We start from the raw sequence: 24,506 nt of genomic DNA on the forward strand, positions 1-24,506 counted from the left end.
TGTCCTCCTGAGGTTCTCCGTTGAATCTCACGCCGATGATGCGATGAGCTAACGGCGAAGGTACTAGAAGAATCGATTCTTGTAAATCGATTCCCTGAATCGATTCTTTCGTCAGGATCCCTACTCCCGCGGGCGCCGTTCGCTTGCTACGCTGGCCGGGTGTCCATCGATGCGGCCAGACCGACGATCAACGACGTCGCCGAGCGCGCCGGCGTCTCGCGCACGACGGTCTCGAACGCGCTGAACGGCAAGGGCACGATCGGTGCCGAGACGATCGAGCGCGTCAGGCGCGTCGCCGACGAACTCGGCTACGAGCCGAACGCCGTCGCACGCGGGCTGCGGCAGTCGAAGCTCGGCGTGATCTCGCTGCTCATCCGGCCTCTCGAGTCGCTCGACACCGCGATGCCCGAGGGCGTCGACTACTTCCTCCGCTTCGCCGGCTCGGCCGCCCTCGCCGCGATGGACCACGGGTATTCGCTCATGCTCATCAGCGACCCGGCGAAGCCCGGTGCGCCGCGGTCGTCGCTCGCCGCCGACGGATGCCTCGTGGAGTCCCCGATCCGCAACGACCCCGCGCTCACCCTCCTCGACCGCAAGCGCATCCCCTTCGTCGCGATCGGCGTCGACCCCGATCGCCCCGACGACTTCCCGGCGATCTCGCAGCAGACCGAGCGCGACACCTTCCTCGTGCTCGACCACCTTCGCGAGTCCGGGGCGCAGCGCATCGCGCTCGTCACCGGCACCGACGAGAACTCGTGGAACGCGCTGGCCCTGCGAGGGTACGAGCGATGGGCCGCGGAGCACGACATGGCGCCGCTGATCCGCACGCTCGACGAGACGAGCGGCGTCGAGGGCGGGCGGTCGATGGCGCACGAGCTCCTCGCCGAGGCATCCGACCGGCCCGACGGCGTGTACTGCCTGACCGGCCGGCACGCCACCGGCTTCGTCGCCGGAGCCATCGAACTCGGGTACGACGTGCCCGAAGACCTGCTCGTCGCCGCCGGTTCCGATGCCGTCGTGACCCGCACCTCGACGCCGTCGATCACGTCGCTCGACATGCGCCCCGTCGAGACCGCCCGGCTCGCGGTCGACTCGCTCATCAGCGTGCTCGAGGGCGAGGCCGTCGACTGGTCGAGCAAGGACCCCACGAGCCTGCTCGCGATCCGCGACTCCACGACGCGGCGTGGGACGGCCACCGCGGCGCCCGCGTGACGCCGGCCGATCCCCCGCTGACCTCCGCACGCAGCTGACGCACCGGCTGAGGCCGTAGGCTCGATGCACCGCATCCCCTCACCCAGAAGGAGCCTGCCCGCCATGAGCGATGCCGTGAACCTCGACGTGTTCGACCGCCGCGAGTCCGAGGTGCGCGGCTACGTGCGCTCGTTCCCGACGGTGTTCGACCGTGCGACCGGCTCGACCCTCGTCGATGCCGACGGTCGCGAGTACCTCGACTTCTTCGCCGGCGCGGGCGTGCTCAACTACGGCCACAACAACCCGGCGTTCACGCGGGCCCTCATCGACTACCTCGAGCGCGACGGCATCATCCACGGCCTCGACATGGCGACCTCGGCCAAGCGCGCGTTCATCGAGGCGTTCGAGCGGCTGATCCTCGCTCCGCGCGGCCTCGACCACAAGCTGCAGTTCACGGGCCCCACCGGCGCGAACGCCGTCGAGGCGGCCCTCAAGGTCGCCCGCCAGGCCACCGGCCGCTCGACCGTCGTGGCGTTCACGAACGCGTTCCACGGCCTGAGCCTCGGCGCCCTCGCCGCGACCGGCAACAGCCACTACCGCAGCGCGGCGGGCCAGTCGCTCGACAACGTCGTGCGCCTCCCCTACGACGGCTACCTCGGCGAGAACGTCGACACGCTCGACCTCTTCGAGAAGATGCTCGACGACCCGGGCTCGGGCCTCGACCTGCCCGCAGCGGTCATCGTCGAGGCGGTGCAGGGCGAGGGCGGCATCAACGTCGCGAGCGTGCCGTGGCTGCAGCGCCTGCGCGCGATCACCGCCGAGCGCGGCATCCTGCTCATCCTCGACGAGATCCAGGCGGGCGTCGGCCGCACGGGTGCGTTCTTCGCGTTCGAGGCCGCGGGCATCGTGCCCGACATCGTGACCGTGTCGAAGTCGATCTCGGGCTCGGGCCTGCCGATGTCGCTCGTGCTGCTGCGCCCCGAGGTCGACGTGTGGAAGCCGGGCGCCCACACCGGCACGTTCCGCGGCAACAACCTCGCCTTCGTGTCGGCGCGCGTCGCCCTCGAGACGTACTGGGCGAACACCGCGTTCGTCGACGACGTCGCCCGCAAGTCGGCGCTCCTCGCCGCCGAGCTCGAGCAGATCGCTGCGGCGAACCCCTCGCTCGGCCTCACGGTGCGCGGCCGCGGCCTCATGTACGGGCTCGTCTCCGACGGCGACCGCACGCTCGCCGGCCGCATCTCGAAGGACGCGTTCACGCGCGGCCTCGTCATCGAGACCTCGGGTGCGCACGACGAGGTGCTGAAGTTCCTGCCGGCGCTCACCATCACCGACGACGAGCTGCTGCGCGGCCTCGCGATCGTGCGCGAGAGCCTCGCCGCGGTCACGGCCGACGCGCTCGCGGCGAGCTGAGCGACCGCCCGACCGCGATGACCGGCGACGCGCCTCCAGCCCCGCGGCGCGGCGCCGGTCGACCGCGCGTCGCGGTGCTGACCCGCGAGCGCATCACCGACGAGGCGCTGCGCCTCGTCGATCGCAAGGGGGCGGGCGCGCTCACGATCCAGGCCCTCGCCGAGCGGCTCGGCGTCGTGCCGAGCGCCATCTACAACCATGCGTCGTCGCGCTCGGTCATCCTCGACTGGATCCAGGCGCGCCTCGTGCGCGACGTCGACGCCTCGGGTTTCGGCTCGCTCCCCTGGCGGGCGGCGACCGAGCGGTGGGCGCGCAGCTACCTCCGCGTGCTGCGCGCGCACCGCGAGTGCGTGGCCCTCTACGCGCACCTGCCGATCCGCGACACCCCCGAGGCGACGCAGATGTACCAGCGCGTGATCGTCGGGTTCCAGGCGGCCGGATTCCCGCCGCCCGAGGTGTTCGCGTCGATCTCGGCGATCGAGCAGCTCGTGTTCGGCGGCGCGATCGACTCGCTCGGCCCCGAGGACGTCTACGAGCCCGAGGCGCCGGGCATCGTCGCGCAGGCCTACGTGCTGCACCGCCGGCAGCTCATCGAGGAGCGCGCGCTCGTCGCCGACCGTGCATTCGAGCTGGCGCTCGGCCTGCTGCTCGACGGACTGGCCGCGCGGCACCGCATCGCCCCGGCCCGCTGAACGGAACCGGTCGGGATGCCTCGGGCGAGGCATCCCCGTCAGGCATGCCGCGGATGCCTCACCGCGGGGCCGACGCCCGACCGAGGCATCCCGGTCGAGGTGCCCTACCACGCGGCGAGGATGCGCCGCGCCGTGTCGCCGCCGATGCGGATCGCACCGTCCACGTGCAGGTAGCCGACGCCTTGGATGTCGCTCGACGCGAAGAAGATCGGGCCGACCGGCTCGTTCTGCAGGTGGCCCCAGCGGCTCAGGCCGCCGAGGTCGTAGCTGCAGGCATAGGCGCCGCGCGTCCACTCCTCGTTCCCCCAGTCCGACATCGCGACGGCGACGGGGTTGCGCGCCTCGTCGCCGAAGTACGCGGCGAACGAGTCGAGCACGGCGGCCCGTCGCTCGGCGTCGGGCATCGCCCAGAGCCGCTCGGCCTCGACGTCGACGACGAAGCCGACGAGCATGCCCTGCGTCGAGCCGTGGGTCGAGTTGTCGTACACCTCGCACACGAACTCGTTGCGGCCGAACCCGGTGCCGGCGAGCCCCTGCTCCCGCCAGAACGGCGTCTCGTACGCGGCCTGCACCTTCACGACGAGACCCATCGACTGGTGCTGCTGCGAGACCATGCGCTCGCGCGGCAGGTGCGGCTCGTACCGGATGAGGGAGTAGAGGTTCGGCGGCACGGCGACCACCGCGAAGCGGGCGTTCACTCGCAGTTCGTCGCTTTCAGCGATGACGGATGCCGCGCGACCGGCTCCCTCGTCGGTCCAGCCCAGCTTGCGCACGGGTGACGACAGGAAGACCACGTCGTCGCCGAGCTCGTCGGCGAGCTGGGTCGAGACCGACTGCATGCCGCCCACCACGCGGCGGTCGAGCAGCAGCCCGTCGTCGACGAGCTCGTGCAGCGAGCCCGCCGACGCCGCCATGAGCATCGCCTGCAGCACCGAGAACGTGTGGGCGGGCTTCGTGAGCATGCCGCCCGCGATGAAGTGGTCGAACGCGCGGACCGCCTCGTCGTCGTCGCTGAGCGTGCGCAGCCACGCGCTGAAGCTGATCGCATCGAGCTCGGCAGCGCGCGGATGCGCCCACGGCTCGGCCGGGTCGAGCTCGGCTGCGAGCTCGTCGAGCGCGGCGACGAGGGTGTTCATCGCGGCCACCGTCTCGGGCGCGGTCGGAAAGTCTTCGCCCTCGAACTCGGTGCGCCGACCGTCGGGCGCGAGGTACACCGAGCGGCCGTCGCGGTAGCGCGCGAAGGTCTCCTTGCCGAGCTCGGCGAGGAGCGACTCGAGTGCGTCCTGTCCGGCCGAGATCCATTGGCCGCCGAGCTCGAACCACTCGCCGTCGACCGTGTCCGACCAGGTGCGGCCGCCGACGCGGTCGCGGGCCTCGAGCAGGGCGACCGACGCGCCCGCCTCGACCAGCCGCCGGGCGGTCACGAGTCCGCTCACTCCGCCGCCGATCACGACGACGTCCCTGGTGATCTCTCTCACGTGTGCTGCTCCTCATCGAGTCTTCGAGTCCGTCGACGCCGCGACGGTGCGGTCTTCGTCGGGGCAGCCTACGAGCGCCGGGTGCCTACGCGTGAGCGGCGAGGCCCGCCGAATTCATTTACCGGTCGGCGTGGTTGCGCAACCCGGAACGACGCACCGACCTCGCGGTTCATTTTCGGGGACGGCTTCAGTGCAGAATTGCCCGAACGACATGTGACCTTCGGGCGATCCGGCGACATTCCTGCTGTGAGGAGGTTTCCCGTGGACGATGACGAACCCGGTGATTCCGACCTGCTGCGCAGGATCGGTCAGGGGGACGAGCGCGCCCTGTCGAACGCGTTCGATCGACATGCGACGACGGTCGCCCGCTACGCGTGGGCGCTCGCGCCGAGCAGCATGGACGTCGAGGAGATCGTGCAGGACACCTTCCTGACGCTCTGGCGACGAGGGGCCGACATCGCGCTGCTCGACCGTTCCCTGCTGCCCTGGCTGCTCGTGACGTGCCGCAACGTGGCGGCGAACGCGCGACGGAAGCACGCGCGGTCCGCCGCCGACGAGCTGCCCGAGGAGTGGATGCCCGCCCACATGTCGCTCGTCAGGGCCGACGAGGCGCGCGAGTCGGCCCGTGAAGAGCTGCGCTGGGTGCTCGACGCGATCGAGCGCCTCGACGCGGTCGATCGCCGGGTCTGCGAACTGTGCCTCCTCGAAGGCCTGCCGTACGCGCAGGTCGCCGCCGAGCTCGGCCTCAGTGTGGGCGCGGTGAAGCAGCGGGTCTCCCGGAATCGGACGCGCTTGAGGAAGGCGGTGACCGTCGATGAGAACTGAACCACCGACCGGTGAGGAGATGGCCGGGCTGCTGGCGTCGGCCAAGGGCGGCCTCATGACCGAGGCGCGCCGCACCCCGCGACGACCGCACCGCATCGAGCGACTCGTCGGCAGCATGGTCGCAGCGGTCCTCCTGATCGCTCTCGTGACCGGAGGCGCACTCGTCGCCTTCACCCTCGCACCGGCACCGTTCGCGGGCCCGGCCCCGGTGCCGACCGAGTCGGCCTCGCCGCCACCCACGGCGCCGGAGTCGCCGTCTCCGACCGAGGCCGAGTCGGCTCCCGAGGAGTCCCCGGTCACGACGCCGACGCCGGCCGAGGCCGCCGATCGGCTCGACACGGTGACGACGATCGTCGTCCGACCAGAGGCGATCGACTTCGAGGACGCAGCGGGCACCATCGTCACGGCGGTCTCCTACGACGACGGCACCGACCTGATCGTCTCGACGCTCACCGCGGTGCTCGGCGCGGAGCCGACCGTCGAGGAGAAGGGATCCGGCGAGTTCCTCGGCTACGACTGGTCCGGCCTCTATGTCAACGATGATCTCGTCGAGGGGCCCGGTCGACTGCGGACGAACGTGATCGTTACGTTCTCACGCCCGCTGGTCGGCGACGGCGTCGCCGTCACGACGACCGCGGGTTTCGCACCAGGCGACGACGTCGAGCAGTACATGGCGAGCATCGGCGACCAGACGTTCACTGAGTACGCCGAGAATCTCGTGGCGCTCGAGACGGGGGCGGAGCTCGGCCCACCGGTGGACGGCGGCGGAGTGAACGCGCACTCGGTCGTCGCCTCCGACTGGCTCGACGACTGGCCGTCCGTGGTGATCGCACCGATCAACCTCGGCCTCGGGCAGGCAAGCGGGCTCTAGGAGGCCCCTGCGAACCGTAGCGCCGCGCATACGCGAATGCGCGGCGCTAATGGCCGCTCGGCCTATCCCTCGAGCCCGGTGCTCTCGAGGTGCCGCGCGCCGTGGCTCAGCACCTTGACGACGACGCCGCGGCGTCGCAGTTCGGCGAGCGTGCGCAGCTCTTCGTCGACGTCGCGACCGAGCGAGTGCACGTTCGCGACGACGAGCACGTCGCCGTCGCGCAGTGTGCCGAAGAAGCGGGCGAGTCGCTGCTCCCACGACTCGAGCAGGTTCTCGGGCGCCGGGTAGCGGAAGTCCTCGATCTCGACGCCGAACGCGAGCAGGTCTTCGCGCTGCTCGAGGATGGGCGGCATGTCGTCGCGCTGGATCACGAGGCCGACGAGGCGCGACCCCTCGGGCCGAGCCATCCACCAGTCGCCGTCGCGCTGCAGCTCGACGAAGCACTCGGGGCACGTGATCGCGGTGTGCGCATGCATGTGCGTGTGCGTCGACGACGACGCACCCATCGTGGGGTTCTCGTCGCTCATCTGATCGCCTCGCTCCTGCCCGTCGGGCCCGGTACGGCCCGGTTCGGTCCGGCAATCATCGTACGCGCTCCCACCGACTCCGGGGCCGGCGGCGGCCCTGTCGACGCGGATGCCGCTCGGGGTGCTCAGCTCCGTTTCGATCCCGACCGTCGCGCGCGGTACCGACCGACCACGACCACGCCGGCACCGGCCGCGAGCAGCGCGAGCGCGGCGACCGCGGGCCACAGCGCGGCGAAGCCCGACGCCGGCAGCGTTCCCGGTCCGGGCGGCTGCGGCCCGGGCGGTGCCGGAGGTGCGGGCGGCTCCGGGGGCTCCGGCGGTTCGGGCGGCGAGTCCTGCGTGTTCGCGAACGCGCAGACCACGGTCTCGCCGGCCCCGAGCGCGACGAGGGCGCTCGGACCCTCGACCGTCGGCGTCGATGCCGCGCCGGTGCACTCGATGCCGTCGAGGGTCCAGCCGTCGGTGGCGAGCTCGGTGACCCGGTAGTCGCCGGGCTCGATCGGTGCGGTCGAGAACGGCTCAGAGGCATCCGCGAGCGTGAACCCCTGGGTCTCACCGCCGTCGGGCCCCCACTCGAAGCCGAATTCCTGCGGCGAACCGGCGGGCGTCGTCGACTTGTCGACGACGATGACGCCGCGTTCGGTGTTCGTGTACGTGCAGGTCACGGTCTCACCGGGGTCGAGTTCGATCGAACCGACGAGGCCGTCCGCCGTCGACGTGGTGCCCTCCGCGTCACCGTCGACGCACGTGAGGTCGGTCGTGTCGTAGCCGTCCTTCGCGAGCTCCTCCACGGTGTAGCTGCCGGGCACGATGCGGTCGAACGACGCCGAACCGGTGCCGTCGCTCGTCGTGATCGAGAAGTCGGGCGGCGACTGCCAGTCGCCCGTGAAGTCGAACGCGCCGTCGGCGCCGTCGACCGCCTTCACGATGACGATCCGTCCGTAGGCGGAGTTCACCGCGGTGCACTCGCCGACGTCGCCCGGGTTCACCGAGAAGTCGCTGAGGTCGTCGAGCAGGAAGCGCTCACCGCCGTCGCCGGGCGTGATCATGCAGGTGAGCGATCCCTCGATCCAGTCGGGGTGGTCGGTCTCGACGAACGAGTACCGCACGCCGGGGAAGATCGAGGGCAGCGTGATCGTGGCGGTGCCGCCGGCCGTCGTCACCGGAACGGGCACGGGGTCGATGCCGTTGTCGAGGTCGACGAGCACGAACTCGAATTCGTCGTCGCCGCCGAGCGAGGTCTTCGTGAGGGTGCCGTTGCCCGGAACCGCCTCGTTGATGAAGGTGCAGGCGAGCGACTGCCCGACCGGCGCCGTGAACTGCAGGCCGGCGACACCGGGCTGCTCGTCGGTCACCCCGGTGCAGCTCAACCGGTTCGTCCAGCCCGGTGCGTCGTCCTCGGTGATCGAGTAGCTGCGCCCGGCCACGAGGCCCGACCAGGTCGCCGTCTCACCCGACTGGCCGACGCCGTTCACGGTCTTCGGATCGGTCTCGCCGTCGGGCAGCGGGTCGATGTGCAGGTCGAACGACCACTCGAGCTCGGTGCCGATGCCCGTGGCCACCTTCGCGACGCTGATCGAGGAGGGCGCGGCGGTGTTCTCCGCCGTGCACGTCACCGCCTGTCCGGGGAGCGCCGTGAACTGGTACTCGGGCGCGGCCGGATCGATGTCGGGCATGCCCTGGCAGGTGATCGGGCTTCGCGTCCACCCCGCCTGGGCCGCGCCGGCCTCGCGCAGCGTGTAGACGGCGCCGGGCACGAGCGCGTCCCAGCTCACGACGGGCGCGGCCTCAGTGGCGGTGCGCCCGACGATCGTGCCGTCGGCGGCGACGAGCTCGAAGCCGAACGACCAGCCGAGGCCGGGATCCGCGCCCGCGACGGTCTTCTCGAGCGTGAGGGTCGCCGTGTCGGCGCGGTTGGTGAAGAAGCACACGGCTGCGTCGGCGTCGGCGAGATCGACGACGACTCCCCGGCCGTCGTCGCTGACCGCCCACTCGGCCCCGTTGCAGTCGAGGGCGCTGGGGTCGAACGCCCACCCCGACACGTCGTCGGGCTCGGTGATCGTGTACTGGCCGGCCTCGAGCGACAGGAACGAGCGCAGTGCGACGTTCGGCGGCGTCGAGTTGCCGTTGAGCTGGAAGTCGGTCGGCGCGCCCTCGGGCGGCGTGAAGGTGAAGTCGAACAACTGGTCGTACTCGACCGGCACCGTGCGCTTGATCACCGCGATCGAGCCCGGGAGGCTGTTCGTGAAGAAGCATCGCACGGTCTCACCGGGCAGCACGCTGAACCCGATGCTGCGCGCCTCGGTGTCGCCCGTGTGGTCGGTGCCGCCGTAGGTGCACGACAGGTCGGCCAGCCTGGTGGGCGGGGTCTCGGCGTCGGGGTCCTCGCCGACCGTGTAGTCGCCCGGCGGCACGTCGGTGAACACCTGCTCGTAGAGGGTGCCGTCGCCGTTCGGCACCGCGATGTCGAAGTTCTCACCGCCGGGGAGGTCGCTCGTGAAGTGGTAGGTGCGCCCGTCGATGCCGTGCGCCTCCTTCGAGATCACGACGGTGCCGAGTTGCGTGTTCGTGAACGTGCACGTGATGTTCTCGCCCGCCTCGGGCGTCACGGTCACCGAGCGGCCGTCGACCTCGGCGCCGCCCGTGTCGCACGAGATGTCCGGCGGGAGCCACCCCTCGGCCTCGCCCTCGGTGATCGTCACGTCCTCGCCGACGGGCACCGCGAACGAACGCCGACCGCCGTCGGCGATCGAGACGGGCTGCTGGCCCGTCACGTCGAAGCCGAACTGCTGTTCGGAGCCGTCGGGCAACGTCTGCTTCTCGACGGTGACGACGGCCGCGGCGTTCGTGATCAGGCAGTCGGTCGTGTTCTCGGGCGACACGAGGAACGTGTCGGAGGGATCGTCGATGACGAACTGCTGGGGGTCGCCGCCGCCGAGCGGGATGGCCGTGCAGACGATCGATTGCAACGACCACGGCGGCGGGATCGAGACCTCGTCGAGGTGGTACTGCGAGCTCGAGAGCACGTTCTCGTACGTCTTCGTCTGGCCCGCGACGACCGAGTCCATGATCGTCTCGACCGGCGGCGGTCCCGGGATGACCGCTCCGCCGTCACGTCGCACGGCGAACCCGAACTCGTCGCTCGCCACGACACCGGCGGGCACCGTCGCCTTCGTGACCGTGAGGGCACCGCAGTTCGCGAGGCTCATGCGGTCGGGCGCGTGGTCGGCGAAGTCCTGGATGTTCGCCTGCGGCGAGTTGCCGGTGCGCGTGAACATCTCCGAGACCGAGAAGGTGCTGCACTGCGTCGGGGCGAAGATGCCCGCGGTGTTGAGATCGATGGCGAACTCGCCGAACGTGTCCAGGAACTGGTTCGTCAGCGGCGGCCCCTCCTGTCGCACGCCCGTCGCCCAGGCGAAGTCGGCGGTGCCCGGCTGGGCCTGCCACGTGCCGGCGCCGAGTTCGTTCGCGCACGCGTCGCCCGCGGTCGGCACCCACCGCAGGATCCGGGCGGTCGTGCCCGAGGAGGCGTAGTCGAACTCGAGCAGCACGTCGTTGCACCGACCCGCGCCCGGCCCTTCGAGGTGCTGGTAGATGCTGACCTCGCCGTTGCCGACGTAGCGCGTCCAGTACCCGTAGAGGATCGCGTGCCGCACCCCGGCGGCGTCGGTCACGACCTCGAGCCCGTAGCCCGTCGAGCACAGGTCGCCCTTCTCGTTCGGCTTGGCCGTGCCGGGCACCCACGGGTTGGTGTTGGGGCCCTGGCTGGGCGGCGCACCCGTCGGCTCCGCGCCGACGGCGCAGGCGGCGGACGCCGAGTTGTTGTCCCAGTCGAACGCGCCCTGGATCACACCCGTGGACTGCAGCCCCTGCGTCGTCGTGTACGGCCCGGTCGGGGTGAAGGTGAAGCTGCTGTCGGGCTGCACGTTCGAGATGAAGTCGCCCCAGTTGAACGTCGAGGGGGGTGAGCCCGGCGTCGTCGTCGTTCCGTCGATGATCATGCCGGTCGTGAGCCCCGACGGCTGCAGCGTCGCCGCAGAAGCGGGAGCGGTGCCGGCGAACGGCACGAGCAGTGCGGCCAGCAACGCGCCCGCGAGCGCGGCGGCCCCGATGCGCGCACTCATCCACCGCGACCGTACCCTGGTCACGCGCCTCGAACCGCCCGATCCCCCCGGGGTGCGCACCGTTTCACCGTAGCGAATCCTCGCGCCGGGCGACACCCCCGCTCGTCGCGGTCAGCCCGTCGCGCCGAGGAAATCGACCGCCGCCTGCCGGAACACCCTCGACCCGGGGGTGTTGAAGTGGTGCCGCCCCGGCACCTCGACGAACGTCCCCCGCGGCGTCGCGGCGGCGAGGCTGCGCGACTGCTCGACGATCGCGTCGTCGGTGCCGGTCGCGAACAGCACCTCCTGGCGCGGCGGGTCGGCCGGATCGGGGTCGGCGTCGCCCAGCCGCATCCCCTCGGCGAGCGCGATCAGCGCGCGCAGGTCGTTGCCGTGCACCCGCTCGGCGAGGGTGACGTAGTTGCGCGTCACCTGGTCGTCGACGGGCGTGCCGTGGTCGGCGTACGCGCGCGCCTGGTCGATCTGCAGGCGTGCGAGCGGCCGCCCGTCGGGGATGCCGCCGAGCACCGCACGCGAGACGTGCTCGGGCGCCTGCACCGCGAGCTGCCAGCCCACGCGGCCGCCGAGCGAGTACCCGAGGTAGCGCACGCCGTCGAGCAGGTAGGTGTCGAGCACGGTCACGAGGTCTTCGACGAACGCCGACATGCGGTAGGCGGATGCCTCGTGCGGAGTGCCGCTCGCTCCGTGCCCGCGCTGGTCGACGCCGACGACCCGGAACCCGGCCGCGACGAGGTCTCGCACCATGCCCGTGTCGACCCAGTTGTCCTTGCAGCTCGACGCGAACCCGTGCACGCACAGCACGGTCGGCGCGTCGTCGTCGCCCCACACGTACGTCGCGATGCGGACGCCGTCGGGCGCCATCACGTACTGGGGCGACGGCATCATGGTTCGCGGCGGCAGCGAGGCATCCATGTCAGCCATTCTGCCGCGCCGCCGGCCGCCGTCGGAGCCGCGGGCGCGCCGTCAGGCCGCCGCGACCCGGGCCGGGCGCTGCTGAGACGGATGCGGCTCGTCGAGCAGTTCGGCCTGCAACTCCCACAGCACGACCTCGAGCTCGTCCCTGATCTCGCGATACGCCGGGTCGAGGTAGACGTTGTGCAACTCGTCGGGGTCGGCCTCGAGGTCGTACAGCTCCCACTCCGGCGGGTAGCTGTGCGGTGACGAACCCGGCAGCCCGAGCCCGTCGTTGTAGAAGTAGATCAGCTTGTACCGGTCGGTGCGCACTCCGTAGTGGGCGAACGCGTGGTGGTTGACGTCGTCGTTCTCCCAATAGCGGTAGTACATCGCGCTGCGGGTGGGCCGGTCGGGCTCGTCGGTCAGCTGGGGCCAGAGGCTCGTGCCCTGCATCCTCGGGTGGGCGTCGATGCCGGCGGCGGCGAGGATGGTCTGGGCGAAGTCGACGTTCGTGACGATCTGCTCGAGCGGTGCCTCCCGATGCGGGATCCGCGACGGGCAGCTCACGAGGAGCGGCATCCGCAGCGACTCGTCGTACATGAAGCGCTTGTCGAACCAGCCGTGGTCGCCGAGGAAGAAGCCCTGGTCGGACGTGTACATGAGCAGCGTGTCGTCGAACACGTCGCGTTCGCGCAACCAGTCGATCACCCGGCCGACGTTGTCGTCGACGGATGCGACGCACGCGAGGTAGTCCTCCATGTAGCGCTGGTACTTCCAGAGCGCGGCTTGCTCGTAGGTGAGGCCCTCGGGCGGCGGCGACTTGAGGTCGGTGAGGGTGAGGTGGTCGGCGATGCGCATCGCCGCCCGGTGCGCCGCCGAGCCTCGCGTCGCGTAATCGTCGGCGAAGGTCGCGGGTACCGGGATCGGGTCGGCGTACATGCCCCGGTGCCGTTCGTCGGGCTCCCACGGCCGGTGCGGCGCCTTGTGATGGATGAGCAGGCACCACGGTTCGTCGCCATCGAGCGAGTCGAGCCACGCGAGCGAGAGGTCGGTGATGACGTCCGTCGCGTACCCGGGCACGACCTCGACGCCGTCGGCGGTGAGGATCTGGGGGTCGAAGTACTCGCCCTGGTCGCGTAGCACCGCCCAGTGGTCGAAGCCCTGCGGGTCGTGGCCCGGCCCCTCTCCCATGTGCCACTTGCCGACGATCGCCGTGCGGTAGCCGGCCTCGCGCAGCTGCGAGACGAAGGTCGGCTGACTCGCATCGATCGGCGTCTCGAGCGTCGTCACGCCGTTGACGTGGCTGTACGTGCCGGTGAGGATCGAGGCCCGGCTCGGCGTGCACAGGGCGTTCGTGCAGAAGCAGTTGTCGAGCCGCACACCGGCGTCGGCGATCTCGTCGATGCGGGGGGTGCGGTTCACGACCGATCCGTACGCGCCGATCGCGTGCGCGGCATGGTCGTCGGTCAGGATGATCACGACGTTCGGTCGGGACTGGGTGGCGTTCATCTTCCTCATTCGGTGTCGCCCGTCGCCCTCGAGCGGGTCGAAGCGGGCCGAGTGCGGTCGGGCCGGGTCCCCGGCGTCGCGGAACAGGCGGTGCGACGCCGGGGCGCGGCGGTCGGTCAGGTGGCGGACTCCTCGTAGGCGCGGTCGTCGAACCCGCTGAACGACGGGTCGTACTCCACACCTCCGACCGGGTACATGGCCGTCATCCAGTGGTAGAACTTGTCGCCGCGCTCGCGCAGCAGCTCGTACAGTCGCGCGAGCATGGCGTCGCGCACGGGCGCCGAACCCGGTACCGCGTAGAGGTTCTGCAGCTCGTGCGGATCGAGCTCGAGATCGTACAGCTCGTTGACCGAGTCGGGGTTGACGACGAGCTTGTACCGGTCGGTGCGGAGCATGCGCTGCGGGTACGGGAAGTGGTGTCCGTGGAACTCGCAGACGAGGTCGTCGGCCCACTCGGGCGACTCCCCCGCGACGAGCGGGACGAGGCTGCGCGAGTCGACCGCGTTCGACGGATCGAGGCCGGCGAGGTCGAGGAACGTCGCTGTGCAATCGAGCAGACTCACGAACTCGTCGCGCTCCTGACCCTCGGGCGCCCCCGGGATGCGCACGATCCCGGGCGTCCGGTAGATGTCCTCGTACATCGCCGGGCCCTTGTCGTGCAGGCGATGCGCACCTGTGAACTCGCCGTGGTCGCAACTGAAGAACACCGCGGTGTCGTCGACGAGCCCGAGACGGTCGAGCGCCTCGAGCACCCGTCCGATCTGCGAGTCGATGAGGGCGACGTAGCCCCACGAGATCGCGATGAGCTTGCGGCTCGTCTCGGGCGCCAGCGAGTCGTACGACCAGTGCGCGCTGTAGTTGCGCTGCACCGGGGGCTTGCCGTCGAAGGTCTCGGCCACCGAGTGCGGCAGTTCGACCTCGTCGGGATCGAACATGTCGTAGTACTCGCTCGGCACGACGTACGGCAGGTGCGGCCCGAAGAAGTGCAACGCGAGGTAGAACGGCCGCGCCCCCGACCGGTAGTCGTCGGCGTACCGCTCCAGCATCTCGATCGTGCGCGTCGCGAGGTAGTGCTCGAACGTCGCCTCGACCGGCTGGTGCAGCCGGGCGGCGAGCAGGTTGCCCGGCCCGCCGTTCGGCAGCACCCCTCGGATCTGGTCGCTGATCTCGTAGTGCGGCAGGCCGCGCTCGTCGAGGTACGCGAGGTAGTCCTCGTGGTCGATCGCGTTGTGCCATCCGTCGAAGTGCGGGCCGTCGAAGCCGAAGTCGGCGGCGGTGCGCTCGGTTCCCGCATGCCACTTGCCGATCAGTCCGCAGTTGTACCCGGCCGCCCGCAGGTCGGTCGTGAACGCGTAGTGGTCGGCGGGCAGGTCTTCGATGTAACCGACGTTGCGCTCGTTGTTGGCGAGCAGCTTGTGGCGGAACGGTGCCTGACCGGTGAGCAGGCTCGCCCGGGCGGGGGTGCAGATCGCCGTCGGCGTGTACCACCGGTCGAACCGCGTGCCCGTGCGGGCGAGCTCGTCGAGCGCCGGCGTCGACGCCGTCGGGTTGCCGTAGGCACCGAGGCTGTCCACCCGATGCTGGTCGGTCATGAGGAACAGGATGTTGCGACCGGTCACGTCACTGCCCGGCCGCGACGAACTCGTCGCCGAGGTAGTAGGTGTTCGCGTCGGTCGCGGTGTCGAGCTTGCCCGCCTCGACGAAGTACTCGTTGAGGCCGGTGAGCCAGGTCGCGACCGTGCCGTCCTCGGTGAGCGCGTCGAGTTCGCCGGCCGACATGTACTTCGCGTACTGCGCGTCGGTCGCGAATGCCTCGGGGTCGGCCTTCAGCATGTCGGCGGTGAGCTGCACCGTCTCGTCGAGGTGCTCGGCACGGAAGTCCATCGCCTCGCGCAGCACGCCGAGCACGGCGGTCGTCGCCTCGGGGTGCTGTTCGCTGAACGCCGGGCTCACGACGAACGCGCTCGGGAAGGCGACCTCGTCGGAGAAGTCCTCGTTCTCGGCGAGGATCTCGAGGTCGGGGACCTGCTGCTCGATCGTGCCGATGAGCGGGTACCAGATGCCCGCCGCGTCGACCTGTCCGGAGGCGAACGCCGACACGACGGTCGCCGGGTCCATCACGACCTTCTCGATGTCGTCGGTCGTCATGTCGGCCGACTTCAGCGCCATCGTCAGGATCATGTCGCCCGACGTGCCCTCGGGCACGGCGACCTTCTTGCCCTTCAGGTCCTCGATCGAGGTGATGCCGGGCTGCGCGATGACGCGGTCGGCATTGCCGAGGCTGTTGATCGCGGCGACCTGCGCCTGGCCCGAGGCCGGCAGCCACATCGCACCGGGGCCGATGTACCCGAAGTCGAGGTCGTTCGTGCCGAGCGCCTGGATCTGCAGCGGGCCGTTGGTGAACACCGGGGTCTCGACCTCGAGCCCGGCGTCCTCCCACAGCCCTTGGTCGTCGGCGATCGCGAGCAGGCTCGCGCCATTGAAGTCGGCGATGTACCCGAACCGCACCTTCGGCATCTCGGCGTCGCCGCCCGACGAGCCGTTGGCGGCGGGGGTGGCGCATCCGGCGAGGGCGAGGGCGGTGAGAGCTGCGGCGGCCGCGGCGGCGATGCCGCGGATCTGAGCTGAGCGTGTCATGGGTTTCTTCCTTGGGGGGATCGTGCTGTCAGGCGACAGCGCTGGCGGCACGGTGGCCGGGGGTCTGGTGGTAGACCGCGTTCCAGACGCGGTTGCGAAGCTCGGCGAACTCGGGGCTGAGCCGCATCTCCTCGGTGCGCGGGTAGGGCAGGTCGACGTCGACGATCTCGTAGATGCGCCCCGGGCGGGCGGCCATCACGACGACGCGGTTCGCGAGGAAGACGGCCTCGTCGACGTCGTGCGTGATGAACGCGACCGTGCGCTTCTCCTGGCTCCAGGTGTCGAGCAGTTGCTCCTGCAGCTTCACGCGCGTCAGCGCGTCGAGCGCGCCGAACGGCTCGTCCATGAGCAGGATGCTGGGGTCGACGGCGTAGGCGCGGGCGATGGCGCATCGCTGCTTCATGCCGCCCGAGAGCATCTTCGGCAGTGCGTCGGCGAATTCGCCGAGCCCGACCATCTCGATGAAGTGCTCGGCCTTCTCGCGGCGCTCCTTCGCCGGCAGGCCCGCGGTCTTGAGCCCGAACTCGACGTTCTTGCGCACGGTGAGCCAGGGGAAGAGCGCGTACTGCTGGAAGATGACGCCGCGATCGGGCCCCGGACCTGCGACCGGCACGCCGTCGACGAGCGCCTCGCCGTCGGTCGGCGAGTCGAGGCCCGCGAGGATGTTCATGAGCGTCGACTTGCCGCATCCCGACGGTCCGACGACGGTGACGAACTCGTTGTCGGCGACGTCGAGCGAGACGTCGTCGAGGGCGACGAACTCCTCGCCCTTGAGGTCGAAGGTCTTGGTCACGCCGCGCACCGAGATGCGGGGTGCGTTCGTTCCTGCGGTGTGCATGGTCATCGACGTTCCTGCCATCCGGTGAGCTTCTGCTCGGCGAACAGCAGGATCCGGTCCATGACCAGGCCGAGCACGCCGATGACGATGAGGCCGACGAAGATCGTCGGGAGGTCGTAGTAGAGCTGCGCCTGCTGCATCCGGTAGCCGAGGCCGACCTGCGCGGCGATCAGCTCGGCTGCGACGAGCGTCGCCCACGAGGCGCCGAGGCCGACGCGCATGCCGACGAGGATGAACGGCACCGAGGCGGGCACGACGACCCGCGCGAAGATGCCGGCGTCGTTCGTGCCGAGCACCCGCGCGGCGTTGATGAGCGTTCGGTCGACCGTCACGACGCCCTGGAACGTCGAGATCACGCAGGCGAAGAACGCCGCGAGGAAGATGACGAGGATCTTCGGCTCCTCGCCGATGCCGAGCAGGACGATCGCGAGCGGGATGATCGCGAGCGGCGGGATGGTGCGGAAGAACTGGATCCACGGCTCGATGAGTCCGCGCGCCGTGACGTACCAGCCCATCAGGAACCCGACGGGGATCGCGACGATCGTGCCGAGCGCGAAACCGATGAGCACGCGCGTGAGGCTCGCGACCACATCGGTGACGAGCGTGCCGTCGATGAGGAGTTCCCACCCGCGAACGGCGACCTCGACCGGCGAGGGCAACCGGAAGCCGATGGCCGAGAGCAGCCACCAGATGCCGATCCCCGCGGCGATGCTGATCGTGCTGAGCACGATCGTCCGACCGCGTCCGGGCGTCCGCGAGCGCGACGACTTGCGGGATGCGCCCCGGTCGTTCGACGAGGCACCTGCGCCGCGGTCGATGCGCGCCCCCGTGGGCGCGCCGGGGCGCTTCTCCGTCACCGTGACCATCCCGGGCCTCCTCGTACTGCTGTGGACATCAGGGGGCGCTCCTTCGCAATCGGGGTTCGGCGGGTGGGGAGTCCACCGAGGGGTGGTAGCCGGCGAGCAGCGGGGTGCCGCGCAGCAACGCGATGATGCCGCCGATCGCGCCGCCCTCGTCGCCGAGGGTGGCGCGGCGGATGCGGGGCACCGCACCGCCGACCGGCACGAGTTCGTAGGCGATGGTGGCGGCCGCCTGTTCGACGACGACATCGGCGATCTGGGCGATCTCGCCGCCGATGACGATGTCGGAGGGGTTGAGCGCGACGGCGAGCGAACCGAGTACGTGGCCGGTCGCCTCCCCCGCCTCCCGGAGGGCGCCGATGGCGACCGGGTCGCCCTTCTCCGCGGCCGCGGCGAGTGCGGCGATGCCGTCGAACTCGACGCCCGCGTCGCGGCAGCGGTCGAGCACCGCACCGATCGAGGCGACCGTCTCGAGGCAGCCGCGCTTGCCGCAACGGCAGTCCCGCTGGTGGCCGCCGACCGTCATGTGCCCGATCTCGCCGGCCAGGCCGGTCGCCCCGGTCACGAGCCGACCCGAGACGACGACGCCGCCGCCGATGCCGGCCGACAGCCGGACGTAGAGCAGGTGATCGACCTCGGTCGCGGTCACCCAGGCCGCCTCGGCGAGCGCCGCGAGCCGCGTGTTGTTGTCGAGCACGACGGGCGCCGAGAAGCGTCGCTCGAACGAGGAGACGACGAGCGCTGCGCCCGCGCGCCTCGCCTCGGCGACGGGCTCCGACTCGCCGCGCGGCAGGCGCGGCGAGAACGGGCCGGGAAATCCGATGCCGACGCCGAGCACCCCGCTGAAGTGCAGCTCGTGCTCTTCGGCCATGCGTTCGATGAGCGCGAACGCCGCATCGACGCGCGTCGGCCAGTCGTCGGCCTGCTCGTAGGGCGCGGTGTCCGAGGCGATGAGCTCGTGCGCGGCATTGGCGACGGCCACCCGCACCCGACGGTGGGCGAAGTCGACGCCGACGTATTGTCCGGCGGCCGGGTCGAGGGTGAGGATCTCGGCCGGCCGCCCGCGACCGAGCCTCGGGGTGTCGTCCTCGGAGACGGAGATGACGCCGCGATCGAGCAACGATGCGGTGATCTCCGAGACGGTCGTCCGCGAGAGGCGGATGTGGTCCGCGAGGTCTGCGCGGGTCATCCCGCCGTGCTCGCGGAGCACCCGAAGAACGCGGTCTTCGTGGGTCCGTCTGACGAGTGCGTGCACTCCACTGGGCAAGGTCACGAGGATCAGGCTAGGAAGGCCGAATTTTTCCGTCAACAACCCGGCATAATTCAGTTTCGAATTTCACGGAAACCGTTCGAAGGGGTGAGGAGCGGTCTCCCGGCCCCGTGGACGCACAGGGGCGCGAGGGTCCGTCGACCCTCGCGCCCCCGGTATTCGGGCTGCCGCCGGCGCGTCAGCGCCGGCCCGGCACCGTCACAGCGATCGACCCCGCGACCACGGGGTCGCCGTCGCCCATGAGTCGCAGGTGACCGACGTGCACGCCCGAGGTGTGGAAGTTCCGCCGGCTCGAGCCCGCGAACTCCGTGCTGTTCGTCATGCCGGCGATGTCGACCGCGGTCGAGGCCGTCAACGCCACGCGTTCGCGAACGCCGTCGTCCCACACGAGCTCCGCCGACAACGAGGTTGCCGTCGCGCCCGGCGCGCTGACGCGCCAGTCGACGGCGAGGCGCGAGGCGGTGGGTGCGTCGCCGGCCGCCTCTGGCGTCGCGGTGACCGGGTGCGCGGTCACGACCGGTGCGGCCGAAGCGCTCCAGTCGACCGTGGCGGTCGGGAAGAAGTTGACGCCCGACGCCGCCATCCGCGGCCCCGATGCCCCCACTCGTTCGACGAACTCCGCGGTGTTCTTGCGGGCCTGCGGGGTCCAGCCGGCTTCCGCCGTCGCGAGCAGGCGCGGGAAGCTGTAGAACTGCGCCTGGTCGACTCCGCGGATGAACTCGCCCCAGACCGCGGCCTCGACACCGAGCACGTCCTGCTCGGAGATCCCGGCGATCTGCGTGCCGGGGTTCCAGTTGTACGCGTTCTCGAGCGTGCAGGGCGAGCCGCACGCCCAGGTTCCGCCGAGCGGCTGACGCGCGTCCTGCTTCTGCGGCATGTAGGTCTTGTTCGCCGGCGAGAGGATGACCTTCGCCCCACGGGTGTTCACGGCGTTCGCGACCGCTGCCGTGCCGCCGTTCCAGTACTGCACGACGGCGGCGTCCTCGGGCAGTGCCGTGCCGGCGTACTCGTTCCACCCGACGACCGTCTTGCCGAGGTCGGCCACCGTGCTCGTCGCGAAGTCGACCATCTTCGTGTAGTCGGCCCGGCTCGTCGAGTGCGCCTCGTCGCCGCCGATGTGCAGCAGCTCGCCGGGCGTCAGCTCGGCGAGCTGGCGCAGCACCTCCGTGATGAACACGTAGGTGTTCGCGTTGTTCGCGTCGAACGTCGAGATGCCGACGTCGCCCGTGCCCTGGTGCGGCGCCGTCGACTCGCCGGGCATCGGCTTCGGGTTCGATCCGGCCGAGTTGAGCTGCGGGATGGCGTGCAGCGCGGCGTTGGTGTGCCCGGGCAGGTCGATCTCGGGTACGACGGTCATGCCGTTGCGCGCCGCGTAGTCGATGATCTCCCGGTAGTCCGCCTTCGTGTAGAAGCCCGTGTGCCCGAGCTCCGTTCCCATGAGCTGGCCGTTGCCGTTGTACGTCATCGCGGTGGCACCGCTGACCTCGGTCAGGCGGCCGTACTCGATGCCCGACGGGTTCTCCTCCGGGGTGTCGATCGCCAGGCGCCAGCCCTGGTCGTCGCTGAGGTGCAGGTGCAGCCGGTTGAGCTTCAACGGGGCGGTGGTGTCGATGATGCGCTTGATCTCGTCGACGGTGTAGAAGCTCCGTGCCGTGTCGATCATGAATCCGCGGTACTCGAACCGCGGGTAGTCGTCGATGGCGACGACGGGAACCGTCCACGAGAGGTCGACCGCGGTGTCCGACTCGATCCACGCCGGCAGCAGCTGGCGCAGGGTCTGGACGCCGTTGAGCGCACCGGCCGCGGTGTCTGCGGCAATATCGATGCCGTCGGCGGTCACGTCGAGCGAGTACCCCTCGGCCTCGTGCCCGGCGGGCGCCGACCCCGGCGCGACCTCGATCGAGATCGCCGCGTCGCCCTCGTCGACGACCGGCAGGTCGTATCCGGTCGACTGGGGATCACGTCGGCGAGGTACTCGCCGGCCTCGGCCGCTTCGCCCGTCGCGCGCACCTCGGCGTCGCGCGGCAGCACGTAGTCGCCCTCGCCGCGCTCGACCGACACGGGTTGCGGGACGAGCGGCAGCTGCGGCTCGGGTTCGGGCAAGGGCTGGTCGTACACGGCGAACTCGGCGATCGAGTAGCCCCAGGTCGACCAGCGCTGCGCGCCCTGCATGCGCACGAAGCCGACCGGCCCGCCCGCGTCGATCTCGATGTCGTCGGTCCGCGGGCACGTGGCCGACGTCCGCTCGGCCTGCGTCGTCCAGGTCACGCCGTCGACGCTCGTCTGGATGCTGAAGGCCCGGGCGCAGGCGTTGGGCCAGTCGATCACGACGCGCTCGACGTCGGCGGGTTCGGCGAGGGCGAGCTGCACCCAGTTGTCGTCCTGGTACTTCGACGACCAGCGCGTCGACGCGTCGCCGTCGTTCACGTGGGCGGGCACGAAGCGTGCGTCGTCGAGCTCGGTCGACGACGCGGTGGCCGTCGCGGTCAGGGCGAGGTTCGGCGGGGCGGCTGCCGTGGCCGCAGCCGGCTCGGCCGCTGCTGCTGCGGTCGCCGCAATGGGCACCACGGGCGCGATGAGCACTGCGGCGAGCGCAGCCGCCGTGAGTCTGGAACTGCGTTGCATGGGGATCTCCTCATCGAGGTCACGGAATTGCGCCTCACGCTAAGATCCGATGTTTTTTCCGTCAACGGCCCGTCGTAATTCGGCCTTTGCGGCGCCGCACCGCGACGAAAGCGGCTATCCATCCGACTTCTGCCGGCAACAACCGGACGATACGGATTCAGCCCTCGAAGTCCTCGGGGTCGACGTCGTCGAGGAACTTCTTGAACTCCTCGAGCTTCGACTCGTCGATCTGCGCGGCCGCCCCGCCCGAGGCATCCCCCCAGTGCGGCGGTTCGGCGGGTTCGGCCGCCGCCTCGCCGGCGAGCTCGGCCGGGATGCCCGCGTCCTCGAGCACCTGCTGGGCGACCCAGATGGTCGCCTCCGACCGCACCGCGAGCGCGATCGCGTCGGAGGGCCGGGCATCGACGATGCGCGGGCCCTGCCGAGTGACGAGCGTGAGCTCGGCGTAGAACGTGCCCTCGTCGAGCCGGGTCACCTCGACCCGGTCGAGCCGGGCGCCGAGCGTTCCGAGCAGGGTCGTCGTCAGGTCGTGGGTGAGCGGGCGCGGCGTGGCCTCGCCACTCAGGGCGATGAGGATCGAGTTCGCCTCGTTCTGGCCGATCCAGATCGGCACGACGACGGGCCCGTCGGGGCCGTCGACGAGCGGCCGCAGCAGCACGAGGTGCTGCCCCGACTGGTCGAGCGCGATGCCGAGCACCCGCACCTGGATCATGTGCGCCTCCGTTCCGCGACCCTCCTCCGAGCGTAGGCTCTGACACCAGCCGACACATCATCCGCGACCGAAGGAGCCGGCGATGACCGAGTGGACCCCCGACGAGCTCGACCGCATCGGCGCCGCCGAAGAGCTGGAGCTCGCCTCGCGGCGCCCCGACGGCACGCTGCGCCCGTACGTCACGATGTGGGTCGCCCGCGTCGGCGACGGCCTCTACGTGCGCTCGGCGTACGGGCCCGAGGCCGGCTGGTACCGGCGGGCGGTCGCGAGCGGCACGGGCCGCATCCGGGCGGGCGGCATCGAACGAGACGTGCGATTCGCGGATGCCGCGACCGACGTGCACGCCGACCTCGACGCGGCCTACCGCGAGAAGTACGCGCGCTACGCGGAGAACATCGTCGCGACGGTCGTCGGCGAGCACCGGTACGACGTGACCGTCCGACTCGTCCCGGCCGGGTGATCGACGGGTGATGCCCGACCTCGAGCTGGCGAGCCTGCCCGGCGGCTCGGTGACCCTGCACGACGCCCGCCGCAAGGTGCGGTGGACGGTCGAGCTCGAGCCGTTCGAGATCGGCGTGTTCGCCGTCACGCAGGAGCAGCTCGCCGAGGCGATCGGCGAGACGGCGCAGCATCCGCTTCGGCCCGCGACCGACGTGAGCTGGCTGCGGGCGATCCGGTTCTGCAACGCCCTCTCCGAGTGGGAGGGGCTCGAACACGCGTACGCGTTCGACGGCCTCGACGTGCGGTGGGATGCGACGAGCGACGGCTACCGGCTGCCGACCGAAGCGGAGTGGGAGTACGCGTGCCGCGCGGGCTCGACGGGCCCGCACTACGGCCCGCTCGCCGACGTCGCCTGGACTGCGGCGGACGGCGTCACGACACCGCAGCGCGTCGGGCTCAAGCTGCCGAACCTCAACGGCCTGTTCGACACGCTCGGCAATACGTGGGAGTGGTGCTGGGACCTGCTCGACCCGGCGCGCTACGACGACTACCGGGTGTTCCGCGGCGGCGGGTTCGCCGACGACGCGTGGAGCGTGCGCGCGTCGACGCGTCGCGGCGGGGCGCCGGGCATGCACCACGAGGACGTCGGCTTCCGCGTCGCCCGCGGCGGCTTCGACGACGAGGATGCCGCGCAGGGCTGGTCGCTCGCGGCCGACGTCGAACGCGCGACGATCGGCGGGCCGCTGCCGCCGGGGTGGACGCCGCGACGCTGACGCCCCGTCGCTCGCGCGACACTGGGCGCGATGCGGGTCCCGCCGACGTGTCGGCGGCGCATGGCAGACTCGGCACATGCCTGACGAGACGAGCCCCGCGCAGATCGGCACGCCCGGCGGCACGCCCGAACGCCCGGCGGTCTTCTTCTCCGGCCCCGACGAGTTCCGCACGTGGCTCGAGGCCAACCACGCCACCGAGACCGAGCTATGGATGGGCCTCTACAAGAAGCACGTCGCCGACCGCCCGATCACGTGGGCGACGGCGGTGCCCGTCGCCCTCTGCTTCGGGTGGATCGACTCGGTCGCCCAGCGCATCGACGACGACGCGGTGCGCCAGCGGTGGTCGCCCCGCAAGCCGTCGAGCACCTGGTCGAAGGTCAACATCGCCCTCGTCGAAGAGCTGACCGCGAAGGGGCTCATGACCGAGGCCGGCCTCGCCGCCTACACCCGGCGTCGCGACGACCGCACGGGCATCTACTCGCACGAGAACCCCGACCAGGCCCTGCCGCCCGAGTGGGCCGCCCGCGTCGCGGCGAACCCCGCGGCATCCGCGTTCCTCGACGCCGCGACCCCGACGTACCGGCGCCAGACCACGCACTGGGTGCTGCAGGCGAAGCAGGAGGCGACACGAGAGCGCCGGCTGCAGCAGCTCATCGACGACAGCGCGGCCGGGGTGCTCGTGCCGTTCCAGCGCTACGGCGAGGTGCCGAAGTGGGTCGCCCGAGCGGCCGAGGCGGCGCGGGCCGCCGCAGCCGCCGCCGAAGGCCCCTGACGCGACGAGGGGCGGATGCCAAGCGTCCGCCCCTCGTGCCGTCAAGGTGCAACG

Annotated in this window: 21 protein-coding genes; 8 read left to right on the forward strand and 13 right to left on the reverse strand. The window is 70.9% G+C overall.

The window, feature by feature from the left end; all coding sequences use genetic code 11:
• Positions 1 to 159: 159 nt before the first annotated feature.
• The 3 genes from MUN74_RS04920 (at position 160) to MUN74_RS04930 (ending at position 3,296) form a co-directional block, all read left to right on the forward strand.
• Complete coding sequence (locus MUN74_RS04920; protein ID WP_244855301.1) at positions 160 to 1,212, forward strand: LacI family DNA-binding transcriptional regulator; 1,053 nt, start codon at positions 160 to 162, stop codon at positions 1,210 to 1,212.
• 102 nt (positions 1,213 to 1,314) lie between these two features.
• A complete protein-coding gene (ectB, locus tag MUN74_RS04925) occupies positions 1,315 to 2,604 on the forward strand; it encodes a diaminobutyrate--2-oxoglutarate transaminase (RefSeq protein ID WP_244855302.1) in 1,290 nt (429 codons plus the stop codon).
• Positions 2,605 to 2,621: 17 nt separating this feature from the next.
• A complete protein-coding gene (locus MUN74_RS04930; RefSeq protein ID WP_244855303.1) occupies positions 2,622 to 3,296 on the forward strand; it encodes a TetR/AcrR family transcriptional regulator in 675 nt (224 codons plus the stop codon).
• Between the two features lie 104 nt (positions 3,297 to 3,400).
• Here MUN74_RS04930 and MUN74_RS04935 read toward each other — a convergent pair whose 3' ends face one another.
• Positions 3,401 to 4,774 (reverse strand): flavin monoamine oxidase family protein, encoded by a 1,374-nt coding sequence (locus tag MUN74_RS04935; protein WP_244855304.1) that lies wholly within the window; start codon positions 4,772 to 4,774, stop codon positions 3,401 to 3,403.
• A gap of 261 nt (positions 4,775 to 5,035) precedes the next feature.
• On the opposite strand from MUN74_RS04935, the gene MUN74_RS04940 reads away from it, so the two are divergent.
• Together MUN74_RS04940 and MUN74_RS04945 are read left to right on the forward strand one after the other, a co-directional pair.
• Positions 5,036 to 5,599, forward strand: coding sequence for an RNA polymerase sigma factor (locus MUN74_RS04940; protein ID WP_244855305.1), 564 nt, complete (start codon positions 5,036 to 5,038; stop codon positions 5,597 to 5,599).
• Positions 5,589 to 6,470: a hypothetical protein gene (locus MUN74_RS04945; protein ID WP_244855306.1), complete on the forward strand. Its 882-nt coding sequence runs from the start codon at positions 5,589 to 5,591 to the stop codon at positions 6,468 to 6,470. The genes MUN74_RS04940 and MUN74_RS04945 overlap by 11 nt, the downstream gene beginning before the upstream one ends.
• A 62-nt stretch (positions 6,471 to 6,532) precedes the next feature.
• Here MUN74_RS04945 and MUN74_RS04950 read toward each other — a convergent pair whose 3' ends face one another.
• The 12 genes from MUN74_RS04950 to MUN74_RS05005 form a co-directional block, all read right to left on the reverse strand.
• The gene (locus MUN74_RS04950) at positions 6,533 to 6,997 is read right to left on the reverse strand and encodes a recombinase family protein (protein WP_370647346.1); all 465 of its coding nucleotides are present in this window, start codon (positions 6,995 to 6,997) and stop codon (positions 6,533 to 6,535) included.
• A 125-nt stretch (positions 6,998 to 7,122) separates the two neighbouring features.
• Positions 7,123 to 11,121 (reverse strand): prealbumin-like fold domain-containing protein, encoded by a 3,999-nt coding sequence (locus tag MUN74_RS04955; protein ID WP_244855307.1) that lies wholly within the window; start codon positions 11,119 to 11,121, stop codon positions 7,123 to 7,125.
• Between the two features lie 111 nt (positions 11,122 to 11,232).
• Positions 11,233 to 12,033: an alpha/beta fold hydrolase gene (locus tag MUN74_RS04960; RefSeq protein ID WP_244855308.1), complete on the reverse strand. Its 801-nt coding sequence runs from the start codon at positions 12,031 to 12,033 to the stop codon at positions 11,233 to 11,235.
• Between the two features lie 51 nt (positions 12,034 to 12,084).
• Entirely contained in the window at positions 12,085 to 13,524 is a 1,440-nt protein-coding gene (locus tag MUN74_RS04965; RefSeq protein ID WP_244855309.1) for a sulfatase family protein, read from the reverse strand.
• Positions 13,525 to 13,640: 116 nt separating this feature from the next.
• Positions 13,641 to 15,116: a sulfatase family protein gene (locus MUN74_RS04970; RefSeq protein WP_244855310.1), complete on the reverse strand. Its 1,476-nt coding sequence runs from the start codon at positions 15,114 to 15,116 to the stop codon at positions 13,641 to 13,643.
• 28 nt (positions 15,117 to 15,144) lie between these two features.
• Positions 15,145 to 16,161 (reverse strand): aliphatic sulfonate ABC transporter substrate-binding protein, encoded by a 1,017-nt coding sequence (locus MUN74_RS04975; protein WP_244855311.1) that lies wholly within the window; start codon positions 16,159 to 16,161, stop codon positions 15,145 to 15,147.
• 28 nt (positions 16,162 to 16,189) lie between these two features.
• A complete protein-coding gene (locus MUN74_RS04980) occupies positions 16,190 to 17,005 on the reverse strand; it encodes an ABC transporter ATP-binding protein (protein ID WP_244855312.1) in 816 nt (271 codons plus the stop codon).
• Complete coding sequence (locus MUN74_RS04985; protein WP_244855313.1) at positions 17,002 to 17,865, reverse strand: ABC transporter permease; 864 nt, start codon at positions 17,863 to 17,865, stop codon at positions 17,002 to 17,004. The genes MUN74_RS04980 and MUN74_RS04985 overlap by 4 nt, the downstream gene beginning before the upstream one ends.
• Positions 17,866 to 17,893: 28 nt before the next feature.
• Complete coding sequence (locus MUN74_RS04990; protein WP_244855314.1) at positions 17,894 to 19,048, reverse strand: ROK family transcriptional regulator; 1,155 nt, start codon at positions 19,046 to 19,048, stop codon at positions 17,894 to 17,896.
• Positions 19,049 to 19,307: 259 nt separating this feature from the next.
• Complete coding sequence (locus tag MUN74_RS04995) at positions 19,308 to 21,065, reverse strand: family 20 glycosylhydrolase (protein WP_244856351.1); 1,758 nt, start codon at positions 21,063 to 21,065, stop codon at positions 19,308 to 19,310.
• Complete coding sequence (locus tag MUN74_RS05000) at positions 20,966 to 21,754, reverse strand: discoidin domain-containing protein (RefSeq protein WP_244855315.1); 789 nt, start codon at positions 21,752 to 21,754, stop codon at positions 20,966 to 20,968. Before MUN74_RS05000 ends, MUN74_RS04995 begins: the two co-directional genes overlap by 100 nt.
• Before the next feature lie 157 nt (positions 21,755 to 21,911).
• The gene (locus tag MUN74_RS05005; RefSeq protein ID WP_244855316.1) at positions 21,912 to 22,466 is read right to left on the reverse strand and encodes a bifunctional nuclease family protein; all 555 of its coding nucleotides are present in this window, start codon (positions 22,464 to 22,466) and stop codon (positions 21,912 to 21,914) included.
• Positions 22,467 to 22,548: 82 nt separating this feature from the next.
• Between MUN74_RS05005 and MUN74_RS05010 the strand changes: the two genes are divergently transcribed.
• The 3 genes from MUN74_RS05010 (at position 22,549) to MUN74_RS05020 (ending at position 24,452) form a co-directional block, all read left to right on the forward strand.
• A complete protein-coding gene (locus MUN74_RS05010; protein ID WP_244855317.1) occupies positions 22,549 to 22,926 on the forward strand; it encodes a DUF2255 family protein in 378 nt (125 codons plus the stop codon).
• A 10-nt stretch (positions 22,927 to 22,936) separates the two neighbouring features.
• A complete protein-coding gene (locus MUN74_RS05015; protein ID WP_244855318.1) occupies positions 22,937 to 23,680 on the forward strand; it encodes a formylglycine-generating enzyme family protein in 744 nt (247 codons plus the stop codon).
• Between the two features lie 76 nt (positions 23,681 to 23,756).
• Positions 23,757 to 24,452 carry a YdeI/OmpD-associated family protein gene (locus MUN74_RS05020; protein ID WP_244855319.1) on the forward strand — a complete coding sequence of 232 codons (696 nt, stop codon included), beginning with the start codon at positions 23,757 to 23,759 and terminating at the stop codon, positions 24,450 to 24,452.
• The last annotated feature ends 54 nt before the right edge of the window (positions 24,453 to 24,506 follow it).

It is taken from the genome of Agromyces sp. H17E-10, assembly GCF_022919715.1.
Lineage (GTDB): Bacteria > Actinomycetota > Actinomycetes > Actinomycetales > Microbacteriaceae > Agromyces.